At 41.0% G+C, this 17,981-nt stretch carries 16 protein-coding genes; 9 read left to right on the top strand and 7 right to left on the bottom strand.

The features are described from left to right. Positions 1-417, bottom strand: a complete 417-nt coding sequence (locus DU53_RS10500) for a PPC domain-containing DNA-binding protein (RefSeq protein WP_063728588.1) — start codon at positions 415-417, stop codon at positions 1-3. 139 nt (positions 418-556) lie between these two features. Between DU53_RS10500 and murJ the strand changes: the two genes are divergently transcribed. Further along, positions 557-2,071, top strand: a complete 1,515-nt coding sequence (gene murJ, locus DU53_RS10495; RefSeq protein WP_063728586.1) for a murein biosynthesis integral membrane protein MurJ — start codon at positions 557-559, stop codon at positions 2,069-2,071. 470 nt (positions 2,072-2,541) lie between these two features. On the opposite strand, the gene DU53_RS10490 is transcribed toward murJ, so the two are convergent. Together DU53_RS10490 and DU53_RS12580 are read right to left on the bottom strand one after the other, a co-directional pair. Then, complete coding sequence (locus DU53_RS10490; protein ID WP_201030073.1) at positions 2,542-3,483, bottom strand: ATP-binding protein; 942 nt, start codon at positions 3,481-3,483, stop codon at positions 2,542-2,544. Between the two features lie 63 nt (positions 3,484-3,546). Then, positions 3,547-3,909, bottom strand: a complete 363-nt coding sequence (locus tag DU53_RS12580; RefSeq protein WP_201030072.1) for an ATP-binding protein — start codon at positions 3,907-3,909, stop codon at positions 3,547-3,549. A 681-nt stretch (positions 3,910-4,590) separates the two neighbouring features. Between DU53_RS12580 and DU53_RS13045 the strand changes: the two genes are divergently transcribed. Then, the gene (locus tag DU53_RS13045) at positions 4,591-4,794 is read left to right on the top strand and encodes an aminoglycoside 6-adenylyltransferase (RefSeq protein WP_235599819.1); all 204 of its coding nucleotides are present in this window, start codon (positions 4,591-4,593) and stop codon (positions 4,792-4,794) included. A 2-nt stretch (positions 4,795-4,796) separates the two neighbouring features. Beyond that, positions 4,797-4,910 carry an aminoglycoside 6-adenylyltransferase gene (locus DU53_RS13040; protein WP_235599818.1) on the top strand — a complete coding sequence of 38 codons (114 nt, stop codon included), beginning with the start codon at positions 4,797-4,799 and terminating at the stop codon, positions 4,908-4,910. Between the two features lie 30 nt (positions 4,911-4,940). On the opposite strand, the gene DU53_RS10485 is transcribed toward DU53_RS13040, so the two are convergent. Beyond that, positions 4,941-6,314 carry an ATP-binding protein gene (locus DU53_RS10485; protein ID WP_063728585.1) on the bottom strand — a complete coding sequence of 458 codons (1,374 nt, stop codon included), beginning with the start codon at positions 6,312-6,314 and terminating at the stop codon, positions 4,941-4,943. A 249-nt stretch (positions 6,315-6,563) separates the two neighbouring features. Here DU53_RS10485 and DU53_RS10480 point away from each other — a divergent pair, with 249 nt between their 5' ends. After that, positions 6,564-8,555 carry an alpha-amylase family glycosyl hydrolase gene (locus tag DU53_RS10480; RefSeq protein WP_015869330.1) on the top strand — a complete coding sequence of 664 codons (1,992 nt, stop codon included), beginning with the start codon at positions 6,564-6,566 and terminating at the stop codon, positions 8,553-8,555. Between the two features lie 92 nt (positions 8,556-8,647). On the opposite strand, the gene DU53_RS10475 is transcribed toward DU53_RS10480, so the two are convergent. After that, positions 8,648-9,961, bottom strand: a complete 1,314-nt coding sequence (locus DU53_RS10475) for an ATP-binding protein (protein WP_015869329.1) — start codon at positions 9,959-9,961, stop codon at positions 8,648-8,650. Positions 9,962-10,222: 261 nt separating this feature from the next. Here DU53_RS10475 and DU53_RS10470 point away from each other — a divergent pair, with 261 nt between their 5' ends. The 5 genes from DU53_RS10470 (at position 10,223) to DU53_RS10450 (ending at position 16,024) form a co-directional block, all read left to right on the top strand. Then, positions 10,223-11,518: a S41 family peptidase gene (locus DU53_RS10470; RefSeq protein WP_015869328.1), complete on the top strand. Its 1,296-nt coding sequence runs from the start codon at positions 10,223-10,225 to the stop codon at positions 11,516-11,518. 252 nt (positions 11,519-11,770) lie between these two features. Beyond that, the gene (locus tag DU53_RS10465; RefSeq protein WP_015869327.1) at positions 11,771-12,931 is read left to right on the top strand and encodes an ROK family transcriptional regulator; all 1,161 of its coding nucleotides are present in this window, start codon (positions 11,771-11,773) and stop codon (positions 12,929-12,931) included. Positions 12,932-12,986: 55 nt separating this feature from the next. Then, positions 12,987-14,222 (top strand): ABC transporter substrate-binding protein, encoded by a 1,236-nt coding sequence (locus tag DU53_RS10460; RefSeq protein WP_015869326.1) that lies wholly within the window; start codon positions 12,987-12,989, stop codon positions 14,220-14,222. Positions 14,223-14,270: 48 nt separating this feature from the next. Further along, complete coding sequence (locus tag DU53_RS10455) at positions 14,271-15,209, top strand: carbohydrate ABC transporter permease (protein ID WP_015869325.1); 939 nt, start codon at positions 14,271-14,273, stop codon at positions 15,207-15,209. Beyond that, the gene (locus DU53_RS10450) at positions 15,206-16,024 is read left to right on the top strand and encodes a carbohydrate ABC transporter permease (RefSeq protein WP_015869324.1); all 819 of its coding nucleotides are present in this window, start codon (positions 15,206-15,208) and stop codon (positions 16,022-16,024) included. The genes DU53_RS10455 and DU53_RS10450 overlap by 4 nt, the downstream gene beginning before the upstream one ends. Positions 16,025-16,123: 99 nt before the next feature. Here the strand turns inward: DU53_RS10450 and DU53_RS10445 are convergent, their stop codons facing one another. Beyond that, positions 16,124-17,524: an FAD-binding oxidoreductase gene (locus DU53_RS10445; RefSeq protein WP_015869323.1), complete on the bottom strand. Its 1,401-nt coding sequence runs from the start codon at positions 17,522-17,524 to the stop codon at positions 16,124-16,126. Further along, positions 17,521-17,952 (bottom strand): electron transfer flavoprotein subunit alpha/FixB family protein, encoded by a 432-nt coding sequence (locus tag DU53_RS13035; protein WP_235599816.1) that lies wholly within the window; start codon positions 17,950-17,952, stop codon positions 17,521-17,523. Before DU53_RS13035 ends, DU53_RS10445 begins: the two co-directional genes overlap by 4 nt. Between the last annotated feature and the right edge of the window lie 29 nt (positions 17,953-17,981).

Genomic DNA, 17,981 nt, shown 5'->3' with positions numbered 1-17,981 from the left:
CTATTCCAGAGCTTTAAATCCTTTACTAGCAGCTCTTTTAAGTTCGAGCAAGGGTGCTTTTAAGATAAAAAGCTCTACTGTATTGCACACTATCCCGGAAAACAAATGGCCACCACTGAGAGCTCTTGAAGGTCCCGCAAGGGAAACATGCATATGAGGAAAAGGATTACCTTCCAAAAGTGATATATTTCCAGATATGCTTACCAATTCATGAGGTACGGAAATTTGCTCTTTTTCATACACCATCTTTTCAACATTAAACCAACCTATTTCTAAATCTCTGAGCATCCCAACGCCACTGATTATGACGCCAGAGGTCACACCTGCCTCCTGTAGAACTTTTTCCAGATTCTCTACAAAGTCCTCTCCATCATCCATACGGATATAAAGAATCCTCTCATCTTCCCTATAAATCATTCTCATCCCCCCGGACAAACTGATTGTCATGCTTCAAAAATCTTACCACACCAATTCTCTGGTTAAATTTCCAATAACCTTCTTTTTCGGTTATACTTGACCATGTAGAAGCTTTGTAAACCAATGGAGGAAGTGATTAATGAATCAAAGTATAATAAAAGGAACGCTGGCATTTGCACTTGCCACCATGATTTCAAGAATCACTGGATTACTCCGCGACGCCTTTTTTGCGGGTTACTTTGGCACCTCCAGCCAATATGATGCCTATCTCGTGGCGATTTTAATACCTTTTTTTCTCAGGAAAATCTTCGCCGAAGGTGCTCTCTCAATGGTGTTTGTTCCGCTTTTCGCTGAAAAGAAAAAAAAGTCTTTAGTAGAGGCCTTTAAATTTGCTTCCACTATTCTGATTCTGGTCGTTTCCATTACCGGGGCAATCTCTCTCATTGGGATTTTTTTCTCGGAACCTATATCCGTTACTTTTGCCGGAGGATTCGAGCCCGAGGTAATCGAACTCACAGCAAAGCTCATGAAAATCACTTTCCCCTTTGTCTTGCTGGTTTCAACCTGGAGCGTTTTTTACGGGATACTGAACAGTCTCAACTTTTATTTCATTGCCGCTCTGTCCCCTGCATTTATAAATATTTCTACCATTACAGGAATCGTTCTATCCAGATATCTCAACCCTCCAATCCTGGGACCAACGATTGGCTTCATTATTGGTGGTGTAGCTCAACTTACGGTATTGATAATCGCTTCTTCGAAGAGAGGATTCAGGTTCACATTAACGTTCGATAAAGAAAGCGCCAGAGAATTCAGTTTAATGTTTCTGATCGCCATGATTTCTCCTGCAATCACCCAGCTCAATTCGCTGGTTGACACGAGAGTAGCAACAGAACTGGGAAGTGGAGCGGTATCAAGCCTCCAATATGCTATGAGGCTTTACCAACTTCCTTTGGGAATGTTCGCGGTAGCTGTGGCAACTGTCTCTCTAGCAGAACTTTCGAAGTTCGCGGGAGACAAGGAACGTGAAGACTTCAAAAAGATCCTGTGGGAAGCCTTCGGAACCCTGATGTTCTTAGTCATTCCCGCGACAATTGGCTTGATGATCCTTTCAAAAGAAATTGTTGCCCTTCTATTCCAGAGAGGAAAATTCACCTTCGAGGATACCCTGAACACCTCACGAATCTTGAGAGCTTATGCTGTTGGAATGCCCTTTTACGGTATCTTCGGCATTTTTTCGAGGGCTCACTACGCAAGGAAAAATCCCAGATTTCCTTCAATAGTAGCAATGATAATGGCGGGTACAAATATCCTGCTGGATATCATCCTTGGGCTTACTATAGGACCTGTGGGAATCGCTTGGGCAACAACCATCGCGGGAATACTTGGAGCGATGATCGTCTCGTTTGGGATATTCAAAAAAATAGGCTACGAAAGCGGCTACATCAGGGAAACACTTAAAATTGCCATTTGCACATCTGGAATGGTTCTTGTGCTGGTGCTTCTGAAAGCTCTTTTGCCTTTCTCCACTCTCTCCAGCTTAATCGAAATAGTGGCTGGTACAGCGATTTTCATGCTTTTAGCGAAGCTATTAAAAGTGAAAGAGCTCGAAGGATTCATGAGGTTTTTGATTGGGAGAAAAACGCGAGGGTAAACATGATAAGAACACCAGAATCCGAGAGTCTGTCTCCTTGACTTGACATAGTAGGTGAGAGCCGAGAAAGTTGCTTCGCAACAGATACGAATCCCTTCGGGATTGTAACGAACTCCTTCGGAGTTGTTCCGAACCACTTCGTGGTTGTCTCGAACCGCTTCGCGGTTGAAAAAGACTGTCATTCTGGAAATCTTTAATCCAGAATCTTGTTCTTTACATGCTTTTTGAAAATAGCGGTATGTGGCAAGGTACTGCTGTTGTAATGCTGTGAACTGTTCTTTATATCAGTGACGCAGTCGCTCCCAACGTCAGAGCATGCTCCTTGCGCTTCGAAAGCTGACCGCTTCGCATACCTGGTTTATCATCCTGAACTTGATTCAGGATCTATAAATCATAGCCTCTCGAATCTCCGTTCTCGGATTCTATTCCGCCAAAGGCGCGTATCAACTGTAAAGAGCCCTCTCGAGTCTTTAGTCTTGTTTCTCTGGTCTCGAATCAATACCCCCAAGATCTACCAGAACCAAATTATCCCGTGATTTTATGCCAACGAATCCAGATTTCGAGAAAAGATAATAGATCACCTTTTCAAAATTCTTCCCTATGTCTTCCTGAAGTAATCCCGCTTTTCTTTGAAGGTTGTACAATACACTGCTTCCAACAGGCTTGTTAGTCCATTTAACCTCGCAGACTACTAAAGTATTCCCACAGGTGGCTACGATATCTATTTCTTCATCTTTTCGCCACCATCTTCCTATCTTTTCAGGTTTAACTATTTTTTCCAGATACTGCTTTGCGATTTTTTCAAAGGTGAAGGAAACAAACTGTGGAAGCGCTTTCAATATTATTTTCATTAAGTAGTCGCTTCTTCCCCGGTAAATAAGTTCTTTGTGAGGATACAGAAATTTGAAATAAAATCTTAGGTATCCATCATCGATAAAATAAAGTGGTGTCCTTCGGGGTTTTTTCAAAGAAAATGGAAATTCTTTCCTTAACAACTTCAAATCCAACAATTTTGCGAGGTAAGTACCTAGTCCTTTGTAAGGTATTTCAGTTAAATCAGAAATCTCTTTTGGCTTAGTTCGTCCGTTTGCAACTGCCTTGAGAATATCGAAATATGTAGCTGGGTCCCTTGAAAATTCTTCGAGAGTTAAGAACCTTCCCTCTTCCAACAAAAATTCACCAGCGCTAAGAACCTTTTCTTTTAACGCCTTGGAGAAATTAGAATAATCACTAAACTCATTTAAATAAAGAGGAATTCCACCTGAGACTGAATACGTTTTGATCCTGCTTTCAATATCCATCTTTTCGAGAAACAAAGAAGCATCAAAGAAATTCATGGGAGACACCAAGTACTGTCCTGTTCTTCTCCCATAGATTGGACTATTTACAGAGAGGGCTATCTTTTCAATCATTCCAACATATGAACCACATAGAACAATAACTACCGGTAGTTTTGAAAATTCTTTATCCCACCATCATTGAAATATAGAGAGAAAGGAATCGTCTTTCTGGGAGATATATTGAAACTCGTCAAAGATGATTGCTTGTTTGGTTTTCAAGGTTCTTACTGCATTAGCAAGAAACTGAAAAAACTCATCCCAGTTGGAAATTCTCAAACTATCCGGGAGATTGAGGATTTCCCTTAAAGGATCCATAAAATTATTCATAAGCTGCCTGGGGCTGGAAAGATCTGCTGTGAAGAAAAGAGGGGAATCGAAAGAATTCTCAAGAAGGTAGGTCTTCCCAACCCGCCTTCTACCATATAAAACCAAAAGTTCTGCCTTTTTTGAATTCATCTTCTTCTGAATAAAAGCTTTTTCGGTTTTTCTATTGATCACAACCGTCACCACTCTTTGTCGAATTTTACTAAATGTATATTTACTAAATTTGCATTCATACTTTATCGCATCAACCGGTTTTCTCCAAAATATAAGGGAAGGGCATGCACATTATTGTTATCGGCTATTTATAAGGCACAGCATACTGTATAAAATCCGAGAGTCCGAGACCCGAGAATCCGAGAATATAACACGTTGCGGGTTACACGTTGTAGGTTGTACGTAAGAATCGAGAATCCAAGAGCGTATGGGGTATAGAGAGACCCTTGCAGAACATGAATCAAGTTCAGGATAACAGGTTAGGGAACAAGTGTCGGGCTAGCGAGGCGAGATCTCCCTGTTCGTCATTCTGGAGATGTTCTATCCTAAATCTTAATGCCCCACTGTCATTCTGGAAATCTTTAATCCAGAATGACAGTTACCCGTTGACTTCTAAAGAATGTCAGCCTCTGCAAGCGACCTGTTTTTTAAACTGCAAAGCAGTTTTCACCCACTTCGAAGGAGTGCTTACCCCTGACGAAGTCAGGCTTACCCGCTGCAAAGCAGCTTTCTCGGGCTCCCGGATTCTCGGTCGTTACGTACAACCGACAACAATCTTTTATTTTCGGTTCTCGACTCTCTGCTCTCGGTTTTTCTATCCAAACTTCTACAATTGGTCATTGAAAATCAATTCTGTTGAATTTGAAAAGAATTAAAAAATTGGATAGAAAGAGGCGAATATATGTGAGAAAAGAAAAAGAAATAACCGCTGAATTACTGCACTGGGCAGAAAATCAAGAAGAAATCCGGGCAATGATTCTAACCAGTTCCCCCACAAACCCGGAAGCAATATTGATGAAAACTGGGAAGCTCTTTTCAAAATCACTGATTTATTCAGAAAAATAGCCATGACTGTTGGAGAAAAACTTAAATACACTTATCTCTATGACCTCGATAAAAACGTAATGGATTATCTGAAGAAAGTCAAGAATTTAGACAAAGACGCAGACGACCTCTCTTAACCGATTTTTGACAGATTCACCGTTACATTGTCAGTCTGGTAGAAAAGTTATGAGCTTGATGTCATTCCTCTTTCTTGCTATCTCTTGAAGCTCTGACGTAAACCCGCTTTTAGAAAACAATATATAAAATGGTTCCTTCCCCTGGGAGATCATATCGGTACGTTTTTCAAGAAGATAGAGCGACCTTGTGTCCATGGGATTCGAGGTGAATTTGCATTCACCGGTGATTATTCTATCCTCTGAAATACCCACTATGTCCACATCATTCTTCCTATCCCACCATTTTCCGATTTTTTCTGGAACAAAGGGCAACTCTCCCCTGGCTGCCATCGTATAGGTGGCTTCCCTACATAGGTCTTCGTACACAAGTGGCACCAGAACGGAACGGAACGTGTTTTCGATACTCTTTAACGCTGGGTCGATCTTTCGAATTTCCAGATAGTCTAGAAAGGGAAAAACATAGTGGAACCAGAAATTTAAGAACCTGTCCTTGATCAAATAAATACCTTTCTTTGACCTTTCAGGGTTTTTCTCGGTAACCGGAACCATCCGTTCGACGAAGTCCAGATCTCTCAGCACCTTAAGATATCTGGTAAGATGGCTTGGATTACTGTTGAACGCCGATGCTATTTCCCCTATCCTGTTTTTTCCATCCGCTATCTGCGCTATTATTGACATATAAGTTCCTACCGCGTCCGTTTCTTTTTCAAGAAGGAAAAAGGGCTCCCTGTACAGATAACTGTCCTTATTCAGAACAGCCTCTACGATGAACTTGATAGGATCCTCAAACCTTCTTGCCTCTTCTATGTATTTGGGAATACCTCCAGTGATCGAATAAAACTCAAGGAGCTTTTCCTTATCTCTGAAATCGAAGAATTCACTACAGATCTCAAAGTTCATTGGTTTGAGCAATATCTGTGCGGTGCGCCGACCGTACAGCGGGCTTGAATAATTGAGAACCTGACTGAGCATCATGGTTATAAGAGAACCGCAGAGAATAACCATAGTATTGGATTCCTTCAAATAGCTATCCCAAACCATTTGAAAAACTGACGGGAATGCTGGGTTCACAGTAGCCAGATACTGAAACTCATCTATCACAAGTATTTTCTTTCCTTTTTGCCTTGAAAACATCAAAAACAGACTCTCCCAGTCCAGTGGCTGGTCAAAATTAGAAAGTACCCTATCACCAGTATAATCAAAGAGCAGTCTCTGGAATCTTCTCCGCTGGACAACCTCAGGTTCCTCCGTTGCAAGGAAATACAAAGCTGGTTTGTTTTCAATGAATCTTTCTATAAGAGTGGTCTTGCCGGTTCGTCTCCTTCCGTATAAAACAACGAATGAAGAAGATTTCCTGTATTCTCTTTCAAGAACTGAGAACTCTTCTTTTCTATCTACAAACATACAATCCCTCCCACTCAGATTCTATCATATTATGTTTCAAAACATAATACTGTGAAACATAATACTTCAAAGTATATTTTCTGGGATTACTCGGATTCGTAATTTTTCACTGCGAAATAAGCAAAACATTGTCCTCAACCGTACCAACTCATAACTAAAATACAAAAGGAAAGATTTGTTTTGCTGAGTCCCCAGAAACTGTTATGATACTAATAGACAGCTAAGCTTAAAAAGTAGGGAGATGTTTGGATGAGGAAAGCTTTACTTTTGTTGTTTATCATGTTGGCTTGTTTAGGTTTCGCAGCGGATTTCTTTATCGAGTCAGACCAGCAGGTGTTTTTAATAGGTGATTTCACCGAGTGGGAACCGGTTCCTCTGGAAAAGGCTGCAGGCAGTTGGTGGTATCTGTCAGTGAGCTTGGACAACGGGACCTATAATTACTATTTCACTGATGAATCTGGTAACCGCCTTATTGATCCTTTCAAAGAGACAACAAACATTGAGGGTAAAACCTTCAACATTTTCAGGGTTGAAGATCTTGAACCCGCAACCCACAAAATATGGGATAGAGAATATTTTAATCCCGTGAAGCCGGGAGAATTTTACTTGAGCGTCTCAGGAAAAGAAGAAGCTTTCACTAAAGCGTTCATCCACATAAATGGCGCAAAATTAGAAATGCCGTTTTTGAAAAACTCCGGAAATCAGGACTATTTCAGAATCCATCTAACTGATTTGCAGAACCTCGAATACTATTTTGAACTGCTCGGCAACGATAAAAAGCTATTTTTGGGCGCCAACGGCGTTTCAGAACAATCCGTTATTCCTTTCAGATTCACCCCAGACAATCTTCCTGTAAATTATTTCGACACACCAGAATGGTCGAAAGGAGCAGTGTATTACCAGATTTTCCCTGAAAGGTTCGCAAACGGTGACCCTTCGAATGATCCCGAGGGTTCACAAAATTGGTACGCAGATCCCAAAAGCGCCAACCTTGGTTCCGATGGTTTCTTTGGCGGAGATCTTCAGGGTGTTATCGATCACATGGATCACCTGAAAGACCTTGGGATAGATGCCATCTACTTTAACCCTATTTTTGAGAGTGTCTCGAGTCACAAGTACGATACCGCGGATTATATGAAAATCGATGACAATTTTGGGGATTACGAACTCTTCAAGAAAATGGTGAATGATCTATCTTCATCCGGGATAAGGGTAATCCTGGACGGAGTATTCAACCACACTGGCGACGAATTCAGGGCATTCCAGGATGTTAAGAAAAACGGCAAAGATTCCCCCTACTGGGATTGGTATTTTATAAAAGGAAATAAACCGAGAAGGTACAAGGGACACGCCATGAACTACATCGCCTGGGGCGGCTACGCCGATATGCCGAAATTGAACGTTCTAAATCCAGAGGTACAGGAATACATCGGCAAGGTAGCTGAAAAATACGCCAAAGCAGGCATTTCAGGCTGGAGACTTGATGTTGCTGGAGAAGTCGCTCCAGAATTCTGGAAGAACTTTTTCCGCCCCACTGTCAAAAGTATGAACAAAGAATCTATAATCGTTGGGGAAATCTGGGGAGACTCAAAGGTGTATCTGCAAGGAAACATGTTTGACTCTGTTATGAATTACCAGTTCAGGGATGCAGTTATCGAGTATGTTGCAAGACCGATGCATTCCGCGAAAAAATTCGCCAACATGACTGGGTTTTATCTCAAAAGATATCCACCCCAGGTTCTGCATTCTCTATGGAATATGCTGGATAGTCACGATACTGAAAGAATGCTTACAACACTTTATGGTGACATAGAGCTTTTCAAAATAGCCGTAGGCTTGCAGATGACTTTTATAGGTTCCCCGGTGATCTACTATGGAGACGAAATAGGCATGACAGGAGGAAAAGATCCTGATAATCGAAGACCTATGCCGTGGAAAGAAGAACTCTGGAATAAGGATATCCTCGAATACTATAAAAAACTCATTAGCTTCAGAAAGGAATATCCTGCTCTGAGGAAAGGTTCCTTCGAGATCATCGCCACTGATGGAACTTTGATGGCTTATAAAAGAACGTTAGAAGATGAGGAAATCATCATTTTTGCTAATCCTGGAAACGAAAAGGCAACCTTTTCCGGATCACTACCAGGTCTTTACCATGAACTATTTACCAATACCCAGATGGAGATCAAAAACTTAGAAGTTCCAGCTAAAAGTTTTCTCATTTTCAAGCGGATACGCTGATATTTTCTAAAAAGAATTTCGTGCCTGACATATCATATAAGGATGACCTGGAGCAATTCTGCGATCGAGTGATTCAGATCGGTTGAAAATTTTTATTGCTCTAGCAAAAGCCACTTCCATAGAGGAAGCAAAGTTATCTTCTTTCCTTCTATTTTTAACTCATCCTCAAGGTCGTCCGTTATGAGAATTCTTTCAAATTCCTTGCCTGGAAAGTCTACAAGTCCTTTCAGTTCTCTGTCTCTCAGGTCTTTTCTTTCGATGTTAGACATGGTCACATTTATAGCAACGTTTCTTTTCCTTCCTAGAGCTATGAAATCCACCTCTGTTTCATTATTCCTCCAGTAGTTAACTTTGTATCTCCTTCTAAGCAATTCGATAAAGACAACATTTTCGGCATCACGACCAAAATCATCTGTGAACGGTTTTACAACAGCTTTTCGGAGCCCCGTATCCACTGAGTACAGCTTTCTTGGACGTTGAATAGATTTCTTTATGGAGTTACTATAAAGGGTTAGTTCGAAAACAATATAAGCCTCTATTAAATGGGACATGTGCTCTGATATCGTGTTAGTAGAGGTCTTACCAGAAACCTGTTCAATAAGTCTCTGAAGCTGGCGATAGGTCATAAGATTACCACTATTTTTCAACGCGTACAGCGCTATTCTTTTCAGCAGTTGCACATCTCTAACTCCCCAACGTTCAACGATATCCCTGTAAATCATGTCATCGAAATAGGTCTCAAGAATCTCCATCCCTTCATCTGGTCCATAATTAAGCAAAACTTCCGGAAATCCCCCTGTTTCAAAGTACGAAAAGAGCAGATTCTTTATTTGATCCTTCTTCGCATAAAGTGATAACTCATCAAAACCAAATCCCCGAGAAGCAACAAAATCTCTGAATGAAAAAGGATAAAGAGTAAGATCTATATGTCTTCCTGTAAGCAAAGTGCCCAATTCTTTAGAAGATAGTTTTGAGGATGAACCAGTTATGAAGAACTTAGCTTCACCTATTTCTCTGTAGGTTTCAACCCATCTTTCCCATCCTGATATTCTCTGAGCTTCGTCAATGAATACAATAGCCTTTCCAGAAGGATTTACCCGTTGCCTATAAAGCCTATACAATCTCTCTAACAATTGTGGTGAACTCTCTTCTTGCGCAAGTGATACATCTTCCAGATTTATAAAAAGAAACGAAAGGGGATCTCTTGATCCTCTGAGGTCATTGTAGAACACTTTTAATATCGAAGATTTACCAGCACGTCTTGGTCCCTTTATTATTTGAACCAGGTTTCCTGAAAAGTATCTATGAAGAAACTCAACTTCTCTCCTTCTAATCAGATCCGGTATTTCGCCTTTATCCCAGTAGTTCCAGCGAATTAAAACAGAAAACAACTCTTGATCTGTCATATGCGACACCCCTAAGTTGAATAGTATACTGTTCAGATTATATCATAAATTGAATAGTATACTGTTCGATTAAGCGTTCAGGTGTCTCTCATCGAACATCCCTAAAAAATCCTGTCAGCCAGCTCCTCCAATGCTGTTAGATTAAATTGCGATCCTATGAAAATGAATTTGTTAATTGAATTTGAAGTATGTTAATATTGACGCGGTAATAATGTTTAACGCGATTCAAATTATTTGTTTAGTAACTTTGGAGGGATTGTGGTGAATAAAACTCGCTATATACTCATAGGAATCCTTTTGCTCATTTCCACTTTCACATTAGCCGAAAAGCTTTTTACTCCCGAGCAGTTGAGAGAGGACTTAGATTTTCTTGTCTCCAAAATTGTTGAAGAGTATTACAACCCCTGGCTCAAGGTAGATAAAGATGTATTCTGGAATCTTGTCGAAGAGAAAAAAGCTCAATTAGACCATGATATGACACGGTCGGAATTCTACATGATAGCTGCTCCATTAATAGCCATTCTTCACGACCAGCACTCCATGTTATATCCTCCGTCGGATGTCGAGATTAAAGTTTTCCCCTTCAGATTGCGCCGGGTAAACGGGTATGCCGTGGTGGTTGATTCAATCTGTGATTTGCCAGTTGGAGCCATTGTTACAAAGATCAACGGTATTCCGGTTGAGAATGTTGTTGAAGAGCTGGAGATTTATGGTATTTCTGAAACCGGAGAGAGTAGATTGAACTGGTTGGTTAATTACTTCTTCCAATCTTTACCTAAGTGGTGGGGAACAGAGGAGTTCGAAATCACCTATCTTTATGAAAATGAAGAAAAGACGCTGAAGATTGAATCTATCTCCCCAAAAGATTATAAACGGACCTCTCAACCGGTAAGAAAGAGAAGTCCATCATTTGAACTGTACGGTTCTATTGGTGTCTTGAAAGTTCCAAGTTTTAATGGAGAGTTTCAACAAGAAATAATAGACAGGATGGAAGAAGCTCTGGATAGCCCCATTACTGATCTGATCATAGACGTTCGAGGCAATACAGGAGGGTGGTCCGCGCTAAGTTTGTTGAGATATTTTGTAGATAAACCAACTAAACTGGCCATAGGTATCGGGGTGAAATCTTATACCAAGGAAGGAGTTAAATACGCTATTTTAGATTATGGTGTGAATGTGTATCCTGCGAAAAAACGGTTTTCTGGAAAGCTGTGGATTTTGACAGATGAAGATGTGTTTTCCGGTTGTCTCATGTTCCTTGGTTTTCTAGTCAGAAAAGGCATAGGGACAATTCTCGGAGAAAGGTCCAGTGAAACCGCAAACTTCGGATTTAAACAGCATGGATACTTACTACCAAACACAAAATGTAGAGTGAAGTTATCAAAAGAAAGGATTTTTCTTCTTGAAGAAGGAGAGCATATAGAGCCGGATATTCCCATAAACCTGAACCTTGAGGAAAAAATATCCTGGCTAATTGGTAAAGCTGATCCCATGCTTGATAAAGCCCTTCAGATTGTCAAAGAGGCGCAGAAAGGGGGTTATTCTACTTCCGAATAATCCTGAATGGCTACGTATATCCTCAAAAAATAAGACATCCGGTTTTCAATGAAAAGAAAAAACAAATGGTAAATTATAGAAAATTACAGAATTCGGATATAAATCCATATATTTGATTGTAGTTAAGTATTATATGCTATTCAAAGGGGTCCAGGTGTTAAAAGGACCCCGTGTTTTGTTGATATAATCCAATTAGTTAGTCCAGTTTACTAATTTATTCGTTAACTTGAAACTGATTCATTGGAGGAGTCTATGCTTATACTGAAACCCAAAGATACACGAATTAAAAACGCTATTACTTTACTTCATATTTTATTGAAACAGGACGGCATTTCCAGAGTTGAGCTTTCGAGGATTACAGGGTTAACTAAGACGACTGTATCATCTATCATAAAGGAATTTTTAGCCGCTGGAATAGTTGAAGAATCCCCGACAAAGCCAAACGGAAATGTCGGTAAAACACCTATCTCTTTGCATATCAAAAAGAACGCTGTGTACACATTGGGAGTCCATCTTGGAAGACACAACATAAAAACGGTATTAATGGATGCCAGTATGAAAGTACTGATGGAAAGCAATGGATTATCTTATAAAAAAAATGATCCAGACAGTGTTCTTGAAAAGCTCTATCTGGATATTAATCATATTATGGAGAAAGCAGAAAAGCATGGGATTAAGGTTGGAGTTATAGGAATTGGAATCCCTGGTCCTCTTGATCCCGAAACTGGTGTTATAAAGTGTCCACCGAAATTTGAGGGATGGATAAATATTCCGCTTGGAGAGATCATACAAAAAAAATACAAACTGCCTGTTTGGATAGAAAATGATGCGAATGTAGCTGCACTTGCGGAAAAGTGGCACGGTGGCGCAAAGTATCTAAAGAATTTCGTATACATACTTGTGAATGAAGGAATTGGAGCCGGAGTTGTAATTAATGATGAACTTTATCAGGGAACCCATGACTATGTTGGAGAAATAGGCCACAGCTTATTTTATGTTCATGGGCAATTTAAATATCTCGAAGATCTGTACGGAGTAGATGTATTGACAAGCCAAATAAAGTCATGTGGATTGAATGCACACAGTATTGAAGATGTCGCGAATCTTCTCAAAGCTGACAACAAAATTGTATATTCCATTGTACGCGATAGTGCCAAGTGGCTTTCTATTGTCGTTCTTAATGTCATACATTTATTAAATCCTCAGGCCGTCTTTATTGGTGGGACAATGGCAGCATTGGGTAATTATCTAATCCAACCGGTAAAAGAAATAGTCTCTCAATATTTATTTGGCGATCAGGAAACCGACGTGAAACTTTCGGAAATTTCAGACAATGCCGTGGCAATCGGAGCCGGAATTTACGCTACTGCAAAATGGTTAGAGGCCAAAAGTATCGAACATGTACATCATTAGGGACAATCTTTTTTTAATACCCCATAAGGGGAAATCTTAAAGGGGAGGTAGTGTTATGAGAAAGTTCTTTGTTCTTTTGATGATTCTTTCAATGGCCTTTGTCGCATTCTCAGCAAATCAACTAGAAATATTTAGCTGGTGGACAGGCGGTGGAGAAGAAGAAGGCTTGCTGGCGCTCTTTGATGTCTTTCACAAATACTATCCCGATGTAGAAATCATCAATGCTACAGTCGCCGGGGGTGCTGGTACAAACGCTAAAGCCGTATTGAAAACAAGAATGCTCGGTGGGAACCCACCTGATTCTTTCCAGGTCCACGGTGGTATGGAACTTATCGATACCTATGTGGTTACAGGAATGATGGAACCGATAACTGATTTACTTGAAGAATGGGGAATAATCGATAAGTTCCCGGAAGATATTCTCAAAATCTGTAGTTACAAAGGTGAAGTTTACTCTATCCCTGTCAATGTTCACAGAGGAAACGTTGTTTTCTACAACAAAGCGATTCTCGAAGAGGTAGGTATTGAAAAAGTTCCTTCTACGTGGCCGGAATTTATAGAAGTCCTGAAAAAAATTAAAAAAGCAGGTTATATCCCTCTGGCATTAGGTGACAAGAACAAATGGACTGCAACACATTTATTCGAAGACATACTTCTTTCAACTCTTGGCCCGTACAACTACAACGGTCTCTGGAATGGAAGAACCTCCTTTGAGCATCAAGGAGTAAAGGAAGCTCTGGAAATATTCAAGGAACTTATGAATTACGTGAACCCCAACCATGCTTCTCTCACATGGCAGGATGCCACATTGCTCGTGTTTGAGGGCAAAGCTGCTTTTAATGTGATGGGAGACTGGGCTGAAGGATATCTGAAGACATTGGGTTGGACACCGGGTAAAGAATTCGGCTGGATGGTAGTTCCCGGAACGAAGGGTTCTTTCATGGTCGTTACAGACACCTTTGGGCTCCCGAAAAATGCTCCTCACAGAGAGAATGCCATCAAATGGCTAAAGATTATATCTTCCGTCGAAGGTCAGGATACTTTCAACCCAATCAAAGGATCGATTCCTGCTAGAATCGATGCTGACAGAAGCCTTTACGATGACTATTTGATCTGGTCCATGGACGATTTCGCAACAAATGCCCTCTGTCCGTCGATCATTCATGGTTCCGCCGCTCCTGAAGCCTTCGTCACTGCCCTCAACGATACTATCAACATGTTTATAACCAGAAAAGACGTTAAAAAAGCGCTTAAAGAGATTATTTACGCCGCTGAAGACTATCTAGAATAAAAATAAGGAGGCCCCTCTGGGGCCTCTTTGTTCACTTCACATTAGGGGGTGAAGCCTATCAAAGGATCAACTCGACGGAAGTTAACAGGATTTCTGATTCTGCTGCCAACGATTGTGTCACTGACCATTTTTGTATACATATTTATAGGCTGGACTGTAAGAGTTTCTTTCTCGAATTGGAACAGCTTTTCCAGACTCCTAAGGGGTGAATATAGATTCGTCGGCTTAAGAAATTATCTGAGGCTTTTTGAAGACCCACGTTTTCAGACAGACTTATGGAATACGCTCTACTTTACTCTCTTTTTCATAATCGGTTGTCTATCGTTGGGAATAATCCTCGCTGTTCTTGTGGACAAAGGGTTAAAAGGTTCAAGGGTATTTCAAAACATCTTCTTATTTCCAATGGCCATTTCCTTTGTTGTTACCGGTACTGTTTGGAGCTGGATTTTTGCGCCGGGAATTCCGCCTAAATACCCGCAGGGGATAAACCTGCTTTTCAAAATGCTCGGACTTGAAGCTTTGCAGTGGAAATGGTACACCAGCACCACCTCATTTCTACATTTTAACGTTGCCCTAATTCCAGTAATAATAGCCGCCATCTGGCAATTATCAGGTTATACAATGGCTATGTATCTGGCAGGATTGAGAGGAATCCCACAATCACTGATTGAAGCAGCCAAAGTTGACGGTGCTTCTGACAAGCAAATTTTCTGGAAAATTAAATTTCCGATTTTGCGTCCAATAACCCTAAGCGCAATGATAATCCTCGGCCATATTTCCTTGAAGATCTTTGATCTTGTTTATGCTATGACCGGAAGTGGCCCAAATAATGTTACTGATGTACCTGCAATTTATATGTTTGAAACTACATTCCGGGCAAATAGATATGCTACCGGCTCTGCCATCGCCATTATAATGCTTGTAATGGTAGCAGTAGTGATAGTACCGTACCTTATTTCATCCATGAAAAGGGAAGTGAGCAGATGAAAAAAATAAATGCGACCTTAACATATATTCTTTTACTCATCTTCGCAGCTTTTTTCTTAATGCCAATATATGTTCTATTCTCAACCAGTTTTAAGTCACTGACAGAAGTGAGTCTGGAAAGACTGTGGTTCCTTCCTACCAAACCTTCTCTTTACGGTTTTATAAAGGCTTTTCAGAAGCTTTCTCCTAATCTAAAGAACAGTTTTATTCTCGTGATACCCGCAACGATAATTTCGGCTATGGTGGGATCAATAAATGGATACGTACTGTCAAAAATTAAATTCAAAGGATCTGACCTGTTATTTACTTTGATACTCTTTGGAATGTTTATTCCATATCAAAGTGTTCTATTTCCCCTAATCAGATTCCTTCAAAGGATAAATCTCTATGGTTCCATCTGGGGATTGGTCCTGGTACACATCATATATGGTCTTCCAATAACAACGTTGATTTTCAGAAATTATTATGCTGAAGTTCCTTCAGAACTCATAGAAGCTGCTCACATAGATGGTGCGGGAATTTTCAAAGCATACTGGAAAGTCCTTTTCCCGATTTCTATACCCGGATTCGTTGTGGTAATTATCTGGCAATTCACCAACATCTGGAACGAATTCTTATTTGCGGTTACGGTTACCAGCGATCCCACTAAACAACCAATTACAGTTGCCCTGGTAAATCTCGCAGGAAGTAAAGTCGTGGAATGGAATGTTCAAATGTCAGGGGCACTTTTAGCAGCACTCCCAACTCTTTTGGTGTACACCTTATTAGGTAAATATTTCCTTAGGGGTCTCCTTGCCGGTTCTGTAAAAGGGTAAGGAGAAATCATAAAAAACTTCATCCAAAAGCGGATTATCACCGATTCAAAGGATGTTTTTTTGTTTCACCAATGGTGAAATAGGGTTGTTGTGTTTCGATTAAAGATCCACGATCTTACCAGGATTGAGTATGTTGTTCGGGTCAAATATCCGTTTTATTCCTTTTATCAACCTGATCTGGGACTCGTCAAGGATTATAGGAAGGTATTTCTTTCTCTTCAGACCAATACCGTGTTCACCGCTGATACATCCCCCCAGATCTCTGGCGAGCTCATATAATTCAATCAGTGCAGGTTCCAGATGTGCTTTCCAGTACTCTTCCGTTCTATCACCTTTGACAAATGTCACGTGAACATTCCCGTCGCCGGCATGACCGAAACTCAACATCTCAAGGCCGTGTTTCTCAGCAATCTTTTCCGCACCTTTTATGAGTTCCGGAATTCTTGCCATGGGAACAGAAACATCTTCCATACAATGAACCGGACTGTACACCGAAAGGGCTTCTGCTATCGACTTTCTCACCTTCCAGAGCTTTTCGCGAGTGTTTCTGTTATCCGCTACAAATACCTCCAGCGCTCCCTCTTCCAGGCAGATATCTCCTATCCTTTCGTAATCGTCAGAAACAGCTGTTTTGTTGTTGCCCTCCACTTCTATTATGAGGTGTGCTCCCGCATCACTGTACGGAAATTCTATATTCAAAAACTTACATGTAGACTGTATCGAAGATCGATCCATGAATTCCAGTGAAGAAGGCATAGTACCGGATTTAACCATGAGTTTCGGAACAGCGTCTATGGCTTTCTCAACAGATTCGAAGGGTGCCAACAGGGCAACAGAATATTTTGGTTTTGGAAGCAGTCTGAGAGTGATCTTTGTAACTATACCCAACGTTCCCTCAGAACCTATCAATAGATGAATCATATCGAACCCGGTAACATCTTTTATCCTTTTTCCGCCAAACTGGACTATCTCACCGGTAGGAAGTACAACCTCAAGGGCGTACACATGATAACCGGTCGGGCCATATTTTAGGACCTTGTTTCCTCCGGCATTTTCAGCCACATTCCCACCTATTGTGGAACTATCGCTACTGCATGGATCTCCCCCATAAATAAGGCCGTGCCTGTCAGCGAGTTTCTGAATTTCATTGGTTATAACACCCGGTTCAACGGTTATCATCATGTTTTCTTCATCGAACTCGATTATCCTGTTCATCTTTTCCAGCGAGAGTACAATTCCGCCACTTGGCGGGATAGCTCCTCCCGAAAGCCCCGTTCCTGCCCCTCTTGGCGTTACGGGTACTTTGTATTGATTCGCCAGTTTCATGACACTGGAAATTTCTTCTGGAGTCAGGGGAAACAGAACTATCCCGGGCATCGAACCTTCGAGTTCAGCCGTTTCATCCCGGGAGTATTTCTCGAGGAAATCTCTTTCGAGTTTCATTCTATCTCCAAAGATCTCTTTTAGACTGTTAAGCAACTCTTCTTGTATCTCAATCATCTTACTTTCTCTCCTTTCAGTGCTTCCAACCGCTTTAGAATGGTCTCAAGGATTTCAGACGCATCACCCACAAGACCAATATCAGAGAAATCGAATATCGGTGCGTTTCTGTCTTTGTTTATCGCCACTATCACATCTGATGTCTGCATTCCAGCTATGTGCTGTACAGCCCCGGATATTCCGGCAGCGAGATAAACCCTTGGTTTCACGGTATGCCCGCTGAGTCCAACCTGACATTCGTGCCCTATCCATTTAGAATCAACGATAGGTCTAGAAGCACCCACTGAACCGTTGACAAGCTTCGCTATTCTTTTCAACAGCTCCAGGTTCTCGGGCTTTCGCAGCCCTCTACCGCCGGATATGACTATTTCTGAATCCTGTATGCTTTTCATCTCTGAAGGGGTGCCCTTAAATTCAACCAGTTCCATCCGATCGATCTTCGAGAAAAAAATGGGAT

This window comes from Kosmotoga sp. DU53 (genome assembly GCF_001639905.1).
Classification (GTDB): domain Bacteria; phylum Thermotogota; class Thermotogae; order Petrotogales; family Kosmotogaceae; genus Kosmotoga; species Kosmotoga olearia.
This window is presented reverse-complemented; position numbering and strand designations above follow the sequence as displayed.

What these genes read in the sequence shown, in the direction of transcription:
- DU53_RS10465 (WP_015869327.1), top strand. Translation starts at nt 11,771, where the DNA reads ATGCTTATACTGAAACCCAAAGATACACGAATTAAAAACGCTATTACT.
- DU53_RS10475 (WP_015869329.1), bottom strand. Translation starts at nt 9,961, where the DNA reads ATGACAGATCAAGAGTTGTTTTCTGTTTTAATTCGCTGGAACTACTGG.
- DU53_RS10490 (WP_201030073.1), bottom strand. Translation starts at nt 3,483, where the DNA reads ATGATTGAAAAGATAGCCCTCTCTGTAAATAGTCCAATCTATGGGAGA.
- DU53_RS10450 (WP_015869324.1), top strand. Translation starts at nt 15,206, where the DNA reads ATGAAAAAAATAAATGCGACCTTAACATATATTCTTTTACTCATCTTC.
- DU53_RS10485 (WP_063728585.1), bottom strand. Translation starts at nt 6,314, where the DNA reads ATGTTTGTAGATAGAAAAGAAGAGTTCTCAGTTCTTGAAAGAGAATAC.
- DU53_RS10445 (WP_015869323.1), bottom strand. Translation starts at nt 17,524, where the DNA reads ATGATTGAGATACAAGAAGAGTTGCTTAACAGTCTAAAAGAGATCTTT.
- DU53_RS10460 (WP_015869326.1), top strand. Translation starts at nt 12,987, where the DNA reads ATGAGAAAGTTCTTTGTTCTTTTGATGATTCTTTCAATGGCCTTTGTC.
- DU53_RS13040 (WP_235599818.1), top strand. Translation starts at nt 4,797, where the DNA reads ATGACTGTTGGAGAAAAACTTAAATACACTTATCTCTATGACCTCGAT.
- murJ (WP_063728586.1), top strand. Translation starts at nt 557, where the DNA reads ATGAATCAAAGTATAATAAAAGGAACGCTGGCATTTGCACTTGCCACC.
- DU53_RS13035 (WP_235599816.1), bottom strand. Translation starts at nt 17,952, where the DNA reads ATGGAACTGGTTGAATTTAAGGGCACCCCTTCAGAGATGAAAAGCATA.
- DU53_RS10500 (WP_063728588.1), bottom strand. Translation starts at nt 417, where the DNA reads ATGATTTATAGGGAAGATGAGAGGATTCTTTATATCCGTATGGATGAT.
- DU53_RS10480 (WP_015869330.1), top strand. Translation starts at nt 6,564, where the DNA reads ATGAGGAAAGCTTTACTTTTGTTGTTTATCATGTTGGCTTGTTTAGGT.